Origin of the sequence: Rhizobium sp. BR 314 (assembly GCF_047445805.1) — a bacterium.
In the GTDB taxonomy this organism is placed as follows: domain Bacteria; phylum Pseudomonadota; class Alphaproteobacteria; order Rhizobiales; family Rhizobiaceae; genus Rhizobium; species Rhizobium lusitanum_B.
In genome coordinates, this window is sequence record NZ_JARWLA010000013.1 from 73,631 (window position 1) to 86,410 (window position 12,780).

Annotated in this window: 11 protein-coding genes; 9 read left to right on the forward strand and 2 right to left on the reverse strand. The window is 58.1% G+C overall.

Features of this window, described 5'->3' with window-relative positions:
* Positions 1–155: 155 nt before the first annotated feature.
* Entirely contained in the window at positions 156–2,165 is a 2,010-nt protein-coding gene (locus tag QD461_RS17800) for a putative bifunctional diguanylate cyclase/phosphodiesterase (RefSeq protein WP_414088936.1), read from the reverse strand.
* Between the two features lie 1,143 nt (positions 2,166–3,308).
* Between QD461_RS17800 and QD461_RS17805 the strand changes: the two genes are divergently transcribed.
* Complete coding sequence (locus tag QD461_RS17805) at positions 3,309–4,718, forward strand: diguanylate cyclase domain-containing protein (RefSeq protein WP_414088937.1); 1,410 nt, start codon at positions 3,309–3,311, stop codon at positions 4,716–4,718.
* A 282-nt stretch (positions 4,719–5,000) separates the two neighbouring features.
* Positions 5,001–5,219, forward strand: coding sequence for a DUF4287 domain-containing protein (locus tag QD461_RS17810; protein WP_414088938.1), 219 nt, complete (start codon positions 5,001–5,003; stop codon positions 5,217–5,219).
* 184 nt (positions 5,220–5,403) lie between these two features.
* Here QD461_RS17810 and QD461_RS17815 read toward each other — a convergent pair whose 3' ends face one another.
* Positions 5,404–5,910, reverse strand: a complete 507-nt coding sequence (locus QD461_RS17815) for a hypothetical protein (RefSeq protein WP_414088939.1) — start codon at positions 5,908–5,910, stop codon at positions 5,404–5,406.
* 377 nt (positions 5,911–6,287) lie between these two features.
* Here QD461_RS17815 and QD461_RS17820 point away from each other — a divergent pair, with 377 nt between their 5' ends.
* The 7 genes from QD461_RS17820 (at position 6,288) to QD461_RS17850 (ending at position 12,737) form a co-directional block, all read left to right on the forward strand.
* A complete protein-coding gene (locus QD461_RS17820) occupies positions 6,288–6,497 on the forward strand; it encodes a DUF2945 domain-containing protein (RefSeq protein WP_414088940.1) in 210 nt (69 codons plus the stop codon).
* An 11-nt stretch (positions 6,498–6,508) separates the two neighbouring features.
* Positions 6,509–7,057, forward strand: coding sequence for a DUF488 family protein (locus QD461_RS17825; RefSeq protein ID WP_414088941.1), 549 nt, complete (start codon positions 6,509–6,511; stop codon positions 7,055–7,057).
* Between the two features lie 330 nt (positions 7,058–7,387).
* Positions 7,388–7,873, forward strand: a complete 486-nt coding sequence (locus tag QD461_RS17830; protein ID WP_414088942.1) for a hypothetical protein — start codon at positions 7,388–7,390, stop codon at positions 7,871–7,873.
* 124 nt (positions 7,874–7,997) lie between these two features.
* Positions 7,998–8,900 (forward strand): alanine--tRNA ligase-related protein, encoded by a 903-nt coding sequence (locus QD461_RS17835; protein ID WP_414089023.1) that lies wholly within the window; start codon positions 7,998–8,000, stop codon positions 8,898–8,900.
* Positions 8,901–9,247: 347 nt separating this feature from the next.
* A complete protein-coding gene (locus QD461_RS17840) occupies positions 9,248–10,234 on the forward strand; it encodes a GlxA family transcriptional regulator (protein WP_414088943.1) in 987 nt (328 codons plus the stop codon).
* Between the two features lie 247 nt (positions 10,235–10,481).
* Positions 10,482–11,471, forward strand: coding sequence for an AraC family transcriptional regulator (locus QD461_RS17845; RefSeq protein ID WP_414088944.1), 990 nt, complete (start codon positions 10,482–10,484; stop codon positions 11,469–11,471).
* A 57-nt stretch (positions 11,472–11,528) separates the two neighbouring features.
* Positions 11,529–12,737 (forward strand): MFS transporter, encoded by a 1,209-nt coding sequence (locus QD461_RS17850; RefSeq protein WP_184710201.1) that lies wholly within the window; start codon positions 11,529–11,531, stop codon positions 12,735–12,737.
* Positions 12,738–12,780 lie beyond the last annotated feature (43 nt).

Below are 12,780 nucleotides of genomic sequence, written 5' to 3' on the forward strand. Positions count from 1 at the left end.
GTGCAAATCCGTCTCGGCGGATCTGAGACCTTAAAAAATCGATGGTTCGAAGAGGAGGCTGGGTCGCTAAGAGGCTAAAATCTGCCAATCAGACCCGAATATCGATGCCGAATCACAGCCAAGATGCACACTCTGAACGTAGCAGGCCACGCCAGTCAGGCGACGTCCGCGTGGCTGAGTGGGATCGTATCGAGCCCATCCGGAAGGAAGGGCTGCGGGCGACCGAGGAAGTAGCCCTGCGCATGGTCTACGCCGATCGCGCGTAGCGCCGCAAGAATTTCGGCGTTCTCGACAAATTCGGCAATCGTTTGGCGACCAGCGAGATGCGAGATCTGATTGATCATTTCGACAGTCATCCGATCTGCCCTGTCCGTCAGCATGTCGCGCACAAAGCTTCCGTCAATCTTCACGTAGTCTACCGGCAGGCGTTTCAGATAGGTCAGCGACGACATGCCAACGCCAAAGTCATCCAACGCGAAACGGCATCCCATGGCCCGCATCGCATTCATGAAGGCTATCGCTTCATCGAGGTTTTCGATGGCGCTGGTCTCAGTAATCTCGAAACACAATACATTGGCTGGTACGTGGCTGCGGCTCAACACATCACGCAGGAACGGCAAGAACGCATCGTCCTTCAGGGTCAGGCCGCTCAGATTGATCGAATAGGTACCCGAAGCCATGCCTTTGCGCCGGCCGATAATGTCGAGCGCATGACGCACGACCCAGCGATCGAGGGCAGGCATCAGGCCGAAACGCTCAGCTGCAGCAATGAAGGAGGCCGGCGCAAGGATCTTGCCGTTCTCCTCAAGGCGCAGCAGGATCTCGCAATGTTCCACCGCCGCACCGCTGCTGTCGATCGGCGCGATCTCCTGGGAAAACAATCGGAAACTATCCTCCTCCAGCGCGCGGTGGAGACGCTGCACCCAATTGAGATTGGCGGTAAACTGCGTCTGTGCCGCGTCCGTCGTCTCGAAGATATGGACGCGGTTGCGACCTTTTTCCTTTGCCATGTAGCAAGCAATGTCGGCCGCGCGCAATGCCTCCTGGAGTGTGAAGCTGCTCTCGGCAAGATGCACCACGCCGATGCTGGCGCTGATCGAATAGCGATGGCCATTCCAGACGAAGTCGATCGCTTCGGTGATCTCGCGCAGCCGCATGCCGATGCGCAATGCGTCCTCCGGAGCGCAATTTGGAAGCACGATACCGAACTCATCGCCACCAAGGCGGGCGAGCAGATCCGTACCACGGATCGCCTTGCCAAGATCCAGCGAGACGCGGCGCAGCAGCGCATCACCTGCCGCATGGCCACCATTGTCGTTCACCGCTTTGAACTGATCGAGATCGATAAACATCAGCGCATGGCAGGTATCGGGCTGTGCGAGCGCGGTTGCGAGCCGCTGCTCGAAGAGCCGGCGGTTCGGCAGTCCCGTAAGAGCGTCGTGATTGGCGTTGTGGGAGAGTTGCTCCTCAATATAGCGGCGATGCGCGAGGAATGTGTTCAGCCGCCAGACGGTCAGCAGAATGAATAGCAGCGCCATCGCCGTATTGCCGATGAGGAGTATGGTCTGCACCTGACGCGTGCCCTCCCCCAACCGGTCGGAAAATTGCTTCGTCAGCGGCGTGACGAGCGCGTTGATCTCGTCCAGCCGCCGCGTAAGGTCGCGCCGCTCCGCGTCACTCGTTTGCCGGGACGTATCTATTGCCTCACTGATCGGCTGCAACTGCATCAGCACATTCTCGGCTGTACGCCAGTCGCGGATACAGGCATCCATGATCGGGAGCCAGCGAAAATAGCGGAACAGCCAGATGAGGCTCGGGATATCGTCGGGGTGGTTTCCACCGGCAAGGAAACCTCTGAAGGCGGCATCGACGGAGGGCGGCTGGGCCTCCAGCGCACGACGCGCCGCCCGGTCGCCCATCGGAATAGCCATAGCCTCGTGATAGCGCGCAACGAACGAGGGATCGCCGGATGCGGCATAGCGGCTGAGGTAGTAAAGCGCATCGTGCTGCCCCTTCGACCACAGGCTCTCCCCTGTCACGAAGGCACGCAAGGAGGAGGTAACCTGAAGGCTGAAGGTGGCAAGCACGGTCTGCAGAACAACGATGAGAACAAACGGCCATGCAAGTGTTACTAGACGCAAGCTCGTCCTTGAAGCACCGGTCATGCCCCGCTCCGAGCTCGTGGACGGCGGGCTACCACCCAACCTCGGTTTCCAATTGCTGTCGTCCTGTCCAAAGGCCGCCCCTCTCACAGACCCTTTCCCGCGTCTCTCCTGCAAAAGCCGGCGCGCTCATATTGGCGATTGGACCATAAGAGCGTAATGAAAGTACTAATATAGTTGCTAATATAACTGGCGTCTCGTAGGTTAAACCCCAAAGAATGATGTAAAAATCCTCACGGGTGCCCCATGCCCTCCCGAGGATTGATCGGAGGCTAAGCGTTGCTGACGCCCGATTGATACAGAGCCGATCTCACGACCAAATCAGCGCTATCGAGCAGGATAACGCGTCTCTCTACCTGGCGACGCTGCTCACCACGGGCGTGATCTGAGCAAGAGCGGCTGGGGCACGAGGAACGCCTGTTCGTGATCGCGTGCACGGCGCGTCTTCGTTCACCCGGAACGGCTGATCAGTCTCACGTCACCTCAGATGCGGCGGAGATATTCCTTAGGCAGCCGTGCTCCTCGCGTGCGGGAGAGTAACCAGTTTCAGATCGCAGACGCAGTCTGAACGAGTGGTGGCGTGGAAGTCCATTCTTCGATCCAGCCGCTGGCAACCCAATTGTTTAGGGTGATTGCTACTCCGGACACACGACCAGATCTTGATACGACAAGGATCAAGGCCGCATCTGACTCGCTCCCTTCGCCCCCCTGGAAAGAAGGATGCCTTTGAGGTTCGATAGCTCTGTCGGACGAAGGTGAGCTGCAAAGCGGATGTTGAATTCGGTCATCATCGTTCCTGGCCACCTAACTATGGTTAGATGCTACTCCGCAGCCTCCATCAGCGCCAGCATCTTCTATCGCCAGCCAATCACCTCCGGATCGTTCATGAAGCCTCTCTGCCGACCGGCTTGTGCCAGTTACCCCGGCCGCAGCCACTAAGGTTAAGGCAGTGGAGCATCTTTGCCTTCGAGGGTCGGCGCCAATCGCCGGGATTAGGAACGCGCCTTTCATGTTGGAAGCAGCGTGGTGAGCACAACACGCCAAGCAGGTAATCGTTAACTCCGTCCGGCGAAATTTTCGCAGCGATAACGACCTCGAAATCGGTCCTCTCTACGCTTCGCGCAAAAAGAGACAGGGGGCGCCCTCATGACGACGAACATCAATCAGTTCAAGCTGCTGGGACCAGCTATGATCCTGATTGCGATCCTTATCGTGGGGCTGGCTGCCATTCCTTATTTCGGCGTGGCCCGCCTGGACGCAGAAAGCCGCGAAAGGCAGGAAACCCTGGTCGAGCGGAACATTGCGATCTGGATTACCGACGTCGAGTTTGCACTGACCGCCGGGACGATCTGGGACGAGTCCATCGCGAAGATCGACAATGCTTTCGATCAAGAATGGACCGACCGGAATATTGGCAGCTCGCTCATCGGCACGTCGAGAACCCGCTTCGTCGCGATCCTCGATCGGGACGACCGCCTTATCTACTCGAAGACAGCAGATGCGGTCCGCGAACGCCCCTTCTTCAAACGTGACCCACAGGCAATCTTGAGCGACGCAGGTGCGCTGGTCGAGCGCGTCCGCAAAAGGGAGGTGGCGCGAAAGCCAACTGGTATTCCGGCTCCTGTTGCCTTCAGCAAGATCGAGGTGATCGGCAGTGACGCAGTGCTCCTGACCGCAAGCCTTTTCCAGCCCGACTTCAGGACGGCAACACTCGTGGGGAGCCACGCTCCGGTGCTTGTCTCGGCAATGCCCATCGCCGGCAGCCTACAGGAATTCCTGGGCGACCGGTTTCTTCTCGACAGCGCAGCCGTCGGACCCCTCGCATCAGTCGAGCCCGGCCGCGCCTGGGTAGAGATTGCCGGCGGGCCCGGCGGGCAGTCGGAAGTCCTCTCCTGGCTCCCGCCGACACCGGCCCGAGACCTTCTCCATCAATCAATCCCGCTTGCGGCTACGGTGACCTTCGTCCTGATCGCCGGCGGCATTTTCGCGATACGACTGTCGAGGCAGGCGATGACGTCGCTGGTGGAATCACAGAATAAGATGCGTCATGCCGCCACGCATGACTTTTTAACAGGCCTGCCAAACCGATCGTTGATCGCTCCCGAGTTTCTCAGACTTTCGGCAACCGGCAACATAACGATCGGTTGCCTAGACCTTGACGGTTTCAAGGGCGTTAACGACAGGTACGGGCACGCGGCTGGCGATGAGCTGCTCAAACAGGTCGCCGGGCGCCTCAGAACTTGGTGCCGGGACGATGATGTTGTGTTCCGGCTGGGTGGCGACGAATTCGCGGTCCTGATGCCATCTATCGCGCCGGGTGGTGCCGAATGGCGCTGCCGCCAGCTTGCTTCGCTGCTGGCAAAACCCTATCCGATTGATGGGATAGAAGTGGCCGTCGGCTCATCTTTCGGAATAGCCGAGGTTTCCGTGCTGACAATTGAAGCCTTCGAGGAAGCGCTTAAGGCGGCTGACGAAGCGCTCTACGGAGCAAAGGCCAAGGGGCGTAACCATGTCGTGGTGTCATTGGCGCCGGGATCAATCCGCACGGTCGGATAGCAGCCTCTCACACCTAGGGTGAAGGTGACAGGCCGGCATATGCTGCTCTCGCACTCTGGAGCAAGTGGTTTGCATTGATGCAGAGACACAAAGATCTGACCGTCAAACTACGGGAGATCGAAACCAGCTTCTGGCGATGATGGCGAGCACAACCAGATAGGCTAAGGGGAACGGCATTCTTTTGATACCTGTGTAGGATCGATGGCCGCTCGCACGTCAAGAAGTCATCAAGGGCAAACAGGACAGCTGTGACCTGTTCAGCTTCAAAGGAGAAAAGACGCTATGGCAAACGAGAAAATCAAAGGACCTGCTTCCTATTTCCCTTCGATAGAGAAGACATACGGCCGTCCAATCGCCGAATGGCAGGATCTGGTACGGCTACACTATCCAGCTAAGCATATGGAACTGGTCAATATACTAAAGAGCGAGCACGGCATGGGCCACGGCCACGCGAATGCGCTGGTGGCCTACACGCTCTCGGCGGACGAGAAGGCATCCTGACGGGATATCGTTACGGGTGAACGTGAACGAGATCAGCTTGACGACATATTCGGCCAGACATGCGCAGTTTCGATGGCGGCAATTCGGGCTTTTGAGGTCCGCAGCCTATCCCTTCACAGGCGGGGAAGTTCAGAGAGCGTTCGGAGAGAGGCCTGCACCCGCAGGCCTCTCAGCGCCCGATGCTTTATGCCCTTGGCTTGCGCCCACGCTTCGGCTTTTCGACGCCCGCTTCGCCCGACAGTTGGCTTGTTTCCGTCGCCTTCACGGTCGCCGGTTTCCGCGTTGCAGCCTTCGCCGCAGGCGCTTTCACCTTTGCCTTGGCCCTATTCAGAAGTGCGGCACGGCGCAAACGGTTTTGCTCGAGCGCCTTCTGAAACGAAACATCGTTGTCGGCGTGCTGTGCAAGGTCGTCGAGGAACTCTGCAACTTGTGCCGTGGTTTCGACGACGACATAGCTTAGCCCCTGCCCGGCATCGATCGAATCCCGGCCGATCGTCACGCCAAAGCCGCCGGGGGCGCGCTGAAACCAGGTCGACCGCCATTTGTTGAAGCCGGCGCCGTCGCTCTCAAACTCGACCAGATAGGCCTTCTGCTCGGCCACTCTGACGCGGAAGGCGTCAACGGCGCTGCGTGTACCAGCCTTCGGCTTGTCGGACTTCTTGGCGGACCACTTTTCCAAAAAACTCGTCATTGTACTCGTCTCTTCCCTTGGTGTTCATCATCAAACGAATTGCGATGTTTCGCGGCGACGAGGCGCCTCCTGCTCCCATCAGCCCGAAGGTATTATAGAATTGCCGTGCCGTGGCAACATCGGGAGCCACGGCGAAGGGACATCAGTCAAATATGGTTTGTCGGCTTCATTCCTTGCCGATACCGGCGGGGGAGCCTATCCTCCCTCTCAGCGGTTGACGGGATACGGTCGGTTCATGAGCCGCAATGGGTTACGCCTCGAATTGCTGGGGTGGAAACACTCCACGCGTTGGTGGTATAAAACAACGATGTATCCCATTCGCACCCGCCAGAACATTGCATCATGGATTGGTGTCCGTTGGAATCGAAGGCTAGCAAATGACGAGACGATTTGCGATCGGCGATCATGTCAGCTGGAATTCCGAAGCCGGCCGGGTGTCGGGGACGATTATCGCCATCCACACCAGCGACTTCGACTATAAGGGCCATAGGCATCGCGCCAGCCGTGATGAGCCGCAATATGAGATCAAGAGCGACAAGACCGACCATATCGCCGCCCACAAAGGCAGCGCCCTCGACTATGCGTGATGCACCCGACGATGCCATTGCCATTTTTCACCATCGGCCATTCCAACCGGAGCCTCCCAGCTTTCCTTGGCCTTTTGCGTGAGGCGGAAGTGGAGCGCGTCATCGATATCCGGAAAATCCCGATGTCCCGGGCCAATCCGCAGTTTAACAAGGACACGTTATCGACTGCTCTGGCGGATGTTCAGATTTCCTACGAGCACGTCGCGGCTCTCGGCGGTCTTCGCGGCAGCGCCAAGACATTCCCAACGGCAATGAACGGTCTATGGACGAACGAAAGCTTCCACAACTACGCCGATTATGCGCTGACTGCTCCGTTTCAGGAAGGCCTTCGGCATTTGCTTGAGGAGGGACATAAGCAGCGGTCAGCGATCATGTGTTCGGAGGCCGTCTGGTGGCGATGCCATCGGCGTATCGTAGCCGATTATCTCATCGCCCGCGGCGAGACGGTGTTCCACATCATAGGTCCAGACCGAATTGAGCCTGCCCGAATGACGCCTGGCGCCGTGGTGGAGCCTGATGGAACCGTAACCTATCCTGCCACACCACAAGAGGACATTTGATCGGCCAAGCGATTTTCTCGCTAGTGTCCCGATGAAACGCAAGCGCCCTAAACATTATCGATGGCAGTGCGTGGAATCTTGTGGTTGCGGCCAAAGGCATAGCTTTGTTGGCAGCTTTTGGTGATATTCTCGCGCTTCTCGATGCCCACAAACCGGAATAACGTCACAAATATCGCATTGACTGCAACTTCGTTAGCTTGGGCTTGCAAGGTCCTTGAAGACAGTGACGGCCGAGAGGTCTCAGTGCGTGAAGTGAGAAGCCGTAAACTTCTTCCTTAAGTGGAAGTCCGCAACGTCCAACCAACCAACGGTGATTTGAGGGTTTCAGAGATGGTCGTCAAACGTCAACGCCAGTCCCTTTGGCAATTCCTCCTGCTGCCCCTGCGGCTCGTCATCGCCGTGCTCGTTATCATCAGCGAGATCGCCCGACCCGTTTATCGACCGCTGGTGAACTGGTTCGCCTCGCTTTCTATCGTCAAGCACTTCGGCGAGTTTGTCAGCTCGCTGCCGCGAGGCATTATACTCGTTCTCTTCGTCGTGCCGCTCGCGATTGCCGAGCCGCTAAAGATTTACGCATTGATCATCATTGCCAGAGGCCATGTGATCTCCGGGCTTATCATAATCGCATTGGCATACCTCATGAGCTTTCTCCTGGTTGAGCGCCTCTTCCACGCAGGCCGCGAGAAACTGCTGACCTATGCGTGGCTTAGATGGATCATGGATCGCGTTGAGATTGTTCGAAGCTGGGTCGGCGAATTGAAAGAAAGCGTCGTCATGACCATGCGTGCCTGGCTGCAGCGAACGGGCGATAGCTGACCAACCACAATGATCGTGTCGCCTTCAAAACTGCCCAATCCAATCACCAAGACTGAGGAAGAAACGGCTTTGGGCGTGTTCAGGTCGAACTTGGCGGCGATTGCCGTTCCCGTCCGACAAGACTATATGTTGTGAAGGCACACGAACAGCAAAGGAGGTTGCCTATGTCATCGCGGGACGCCTGATCCAGCAATATCAACAGTTTTGCCTTTCCAAAGGCATCGACTTCACACGCATTGAATCCTTACAGCCGCACGATAACACCACGCTCTTCTGCAGCGCCGGGATGCAGCGGTACAAGCCCTTTTTCTCCGATCCATCCTACATTGGAACCGTTGCGAATTCTCAGGCCTGCCTGAGAATGGGTGATCTTGAAGAAATCGGGGATGGGACCCATTTCCTCCACTTCACAATGCTTGGGCTCTTCTCGTTTCGAGAAATGACCGTCGGCGACGCCATTGATTTCTGGCTCGAGTTTCTCGAAACACTCGGCCTGGTACCTGACCATGTCACGATCCATCCGGATCGTCTGAAGGACTGGACGCCGCTTTATCGCGACCACATTCGCATCGTTCCGGATGAGGAATGCACATGGAGCGACGGCAATGTCAGTGGCTACTGCACCGAGTTCTACAAGGACGGCATTGAGATCGGAAACATCGTCAATCCGCTCGGAACCTGCATTGATGTCGGCTTCGGCGCCGAACGTCTTGATATGATCGTGAACGGGACGCCGCCGGACGATGCTATGGCCACGCTACGCGATACGGTCTCAGGGATCGTTGCGAGCGGCTATCGGCCGGGAAACAAGGAGCAAGGCTATGTGCTGCGAAAACTCCTCCGCCGCATCCACGTCATCGGCGGAACACTTGACCATCCATATTTCGCGCAGGAGGTCGAGCGTCAGATGCGATTGCGTTCCAGGTATCGCCGCCTTCGCGACAGACATCCGCACATGAGCCCGGAATGGTGGTTCGACACGCACGGCATCGACGTCGCCGAGATGCGAGAACGCGACGTCGAATGACAGGAAAACCTGCCTCCTGATGGCAAGGGCTGCAGTCAATGGGAACAAGAATGCGCCGGACTTTTGATCCGATCCCGGCGCATTTTCGTTGCCTCAGGACACCATGCCGTTTGCACCCATGGAAAGCCGGATCTAACGCACATTGCTTACGCCGCGTCACTGAGCGCGGATTGAAATCTCTCGGCCCCTGATCGCCACTGAATGAAGAACGGAGGCGCGTCCGCTTCAAACCCATATTCGGACTGGGCATAGATTATCGGCCACAACACAATCGTCATCGACGCCCGTGATCCCTTGGCTTATGGTTCCAGACAAAACAGAAGAGCTTGACCGGGTGAGGCATTTTGATGAAATCCGCCAAAGATGAAGCAAGACGCGGTCCCTTGAAAGTCGGGTTCATCCTTGCGCGATCATTTACTCTTTCGGCCTTCGCGCTGTTCGTCGATACGTTGAGACTGGCAAGCGACGAGGCTGACAAGTCCGGCCGGGTTCTGGCCGACTGGCAGGTGGTGGGCAGCACCCGGCACCTCATCACATCGAGCTGTGGCGTGCAGGTCGCGCCGACCTCGGATTTTCTCGATCCGCACCAGTTCCACTACATCGTCGTCGTTGGCGGCCTTTTGAACTCCGATGTCACCATCGACAGCCAAACCGCGGACTATCTGAAGAAAGCTGCCGCTCAAAAGGTCCCGCTGATCGGGGTCTGCACCGGCACGTTTATTCTGGCGCGGTTGGGTCTTATGAAGTCACACCAGACCTGTGTCAGCTGGCTGCACTATCAGGCATATCGGGAACAATTCCCGGGCCATCCGGTTCGTTCTGATCGATTGTTCAACCTTGACCGGAACCGCGGCTCGTGTGCCGGCGGAAGCACTGCGGCCGACATGGCCGCCTTTCTGGTCCGGCGGCACATCAGCAGGGACGCGGAACGCAACGCTCTGGAAGTGCTGCAGATCGAGCGGGCGCGATCCGGGCTGGACATACAGCCGCGCAAGCCGCTCGCCATCCAATGCCAGGACCCGCGCCTCAAGGCCGTTCTGATAACGATGGAGAGGCATACGGAGGATGTCGTGTCGACCGAGAATCTCGCCGCATCCGTCGGGCTATCGCGGCGACAGCTCGAACGTTTGTTCACGGAGGAGATGAAAACATCTCCCGGAATTGTCTACAAACGCATTCGCATGGAACGCGCAAGACAGCTAGTCCTCCAGACCAAGGCGCCGCTGATCGAAATCGCTCTGGAAGTCGGCTTTGATAGCGCCTCCCACTTTGCTCGGCTCTTCCGCAGGCTCTACGGCCAGTCGCCGACCGAGTTGCGCCGCGCGAATGCGTAATGGGCCTGGATCGAAAGCTACAACAACAATTTCGATATCTTGACCCGTTGTCTCCCCTAGAGGCATCTCTCATTGAGCTGATCAGTATTCTCCGGAACGCCGCAATCGCTGTGCTCTTGATTGGCATTAAACCAGCGTTCCAGCTTTCAGACCTTAAGCCAGAACGCAAATTGCAGTGGCGAAAATCCAGTTGTGCCCCCTTGCGAGCCCGCTTGAATCCTGGACGCTTGAGACCTAAATTCGCCAAATGCTTGACCAAACGTCTCGACCGCTGTCACCGCCGAATATCCCGATGGACGCCTTAAGCGAAGTCCTGCAAGACTTTCGCTTGAGTGGCGTGAACTATGGACGATGCGAACTCAGGCATCCATGGAGCATCGCCTTTCCGCAACAACAGCTGCTTCGCTTTCATTTTGTCAGCCAGGGTCCGTGTTGGATTCATACTGAAGCCCAGGGATGGCAGGAATTGCACAACGGCGATCTGGTTCTGCTGCCGCAAGGCATCGCACATCGGATGGCCAGTGCCCCGGATGTTGAGGGCGACTGTCTCAAGAGTTGCCATATCACAAGGCTCGGAAGCAATGTCTGCGACGTGGTGCGGGAGGGAACGGGAGCGACCAGTACCCTCTTCTGTGGCTCCATGGCTTTGGGCGCGCATGCGCTTAATCCCTTGATCGCCTTGATGCCGCCAATCATCAGGGGCTGCGATGTGGCCGGCAATGATCCGATCGTCGGCCCTTTGCTGGCGGCTATGTCCGTGGAGGCGACGCAGCCCCAAATGGGGAGCGCGACCGTCTTGTCGCGTATGGCGGACTTGCTCGCAGCGCGACTCATCCGCTGTTGGGTCAATTGCAACGGGGGTTCGACCACCGGCTGGCTCTCCGCCATCCGTGATCCCCACGTCGGTCGCGCACTAGCGGCCATGCACCGAGACCCAGGCCACAACTGGACCCTCGAAAGCCTCGCCGGCGTGGCGGGCCAATCGCGTTCGATCTTCGCCGAGCGTTTCAACGCCATTCTAGGAGAAGGCGCCGCCCACTATCTAGCCCGTTTGCGGATGCAGCTTGCGCGCGATCTGCTGGCGCAAAACGGCCTGTCCGTTGCCGAAGTCGCGTCTCGTCTGGGCTACGAATCCGAGGCGTCTTTTGCTCGCGCCTTTAAGCGCATCACCAGTGTCTCGCCGGGCGTTGTGCGTCGCACAAGTTCCGGACGAATAGACATGGATTTCGGATTTTAAGACACATACCGTCCGAAATAGTTCGTCTATCACGTATCCCAACGCAAGGAGATACCTATGACGGACACAATATCGCAGTTGGACGGGGTAGCAATTGACCCGGATACCCCGGAATTATCCACGTGGAATGCAACGACCTGGTTCGCCGTTCTTTCGATGGCGGCCACCAGTTTTGCTCTGGTATCGGCGGAATTCCTGCCAGCAGGACTGCTGACGCCATTGGCGCACGATCTCAGGATTACCGAGGGAACAGCCGGACAAGTCGTCACCGCGACCGCTTCCGTCGGCGCGGTCACTGCTCTATTGAGCAATGTTCTAATCGGCAGGCTGAACCGTAAAACGGTGCTGGTCGGCCTCAGTGCCTTGGCGATCGCCTCCAATATTCTGGCAGCATTAGCGACGGATTTCTGGTTGCTGCTGTTGGGCCGAGCCGGGCTGGGTATCGCGATTAGCGGCTTCTGGGCACTGTCCGTTGCCGTCGTGGCAAGGCTGGTCGGTGCCAACGCAACAGGCCGGGGTATGGCGATCGTCACCCTCGGCGTCTCGCTCGCCACCATAGCGGCGCCTTCGCTCGGCGCCTTGATCAGTGATTGGCTGGGATGGCGCACCGCAATGGCGATGACCGCCGGCCTTGCCACGCTCGCCATGCTGCTGCAGCTACTCAGCCTGCCAACCCTGCCTGCGAGCACGAGCAACAGTCTCGCCGATGTTTTCCGGCTGACGGGGCGGCGCGCCATTCAGCTGGGGATGCTTGCTATCCTATTGCTGATGACGGGCCATTTTGCCGGCTCGGTTTATGTGCGCCCCTTCCTTGAAAAAGTGACGCTCCTGGAAACCGGATCAATCGCCCTGGCGCTGCTTGGATTTGGTGTCGCCTCCGTGGTCGGCAATATCGCCGGCGGCCGAATGGCCGATGCCAGTATCCGCCTGGCGCTCGTTGTCACTGCTGCGCTGATGGCATTTGCTGCCCTTGCCTTGGTACTCTGGGGCGCTCAAACCGGCCTCGCGTTCGGCCTGGTCACGCTTTGGGGCTTCGCCTTCGGCATGGCGCCGGTGGTCCTGCCGACCAATCTTTCCCGCGGGGCACCGGACGCTCTGGAGGCAGCCGGCAGCCTGATGGTCGTTTCCTTTCAAGTTGCCATCAGTATCGGCGCGGTTTTCGGTGGCTACATCGTCGACCACTACGGCGCGGTCGCACCCTTGACCCTTACCGCCATCCTGGCTGCATCGACCGTCGCTTTGTCGCTGGCGCAACCTCGCGGCTGATCTTTGCCTATGGATATGAAGCCGCCGACCATCGTCGGCGGCG

Bases quoted from the DNA above. Each gene is read 5' to 3' on its own strand.
- QD461_RS17825 (WP_414088941.1), top strand. From the start codon at position 6,509: ATGCCATTGCCATTTTTCACCATCGGCCATTCCAACCGGAGCCTCCCA.
- QD461_RS17800 (WP_414088936.1), bottom strand. From the start codon at position 2,165: ATGACCGGTGCTTCAAGGACGAGCTTGCGTCTAGTAACACTTGCATGG.
- QD461_RS17830 (WP_414088942.1), top strand. From the start codon at position 7,388: ATGGTCGTCAAACGTCAACGCCAGTCCCTTTGGCAATTCCTCCTGCTG.
- QD461_RS17845 (WP_414088944.1), top strand. From the start codon at position 10,482: ATGCTTGACCAAACGTCTCGACCGCTGTCACCGCCGAATATCCCGATG.
- QD461_RS17820 (WP_414088940.1), top strand. From the start codon at position 6,288: ATGACGAGACGATTTGCGATCGGCGATCATGTCAGCTGGAATTCCGAA.
- QD461_RS17850 (WP_184710201.1), top strand. From the start codon at position 11,529: ATGACGGACACAATATCGCAGTTGGACGGGGTAGCAATTGACCCGGAT.
- QD461_RS17840 (WP_414088943.1), top strand. From the start codon at position 9,248: ATGAAATCCGCCAAAGATGAAGCAAGACGCGGTCCCTTGAAAGTCGGG.
- QD461_RS17810 (WP_414088938.1), top strand. From the start codon at position 5,001: ATGGCAAACGAGAAAATCAAAGGACCTGCTTCCTATTTCCCTTCGATA.
- QD461_RS17815 (WP_414088939.1), bottom strand. From the start codon at position 5,910: ATGACGAGTTTTTTGGAAAAGTGGTCCGCCAAGAAGTCCGACAAGCCG.
- QD461_RS17805 (WP_414088937.1), top strand. From the start codon at position 3,309: ATGACGACGAACATCAATCAGTTCAAGCTGCTGGGACCAGCTATGATC.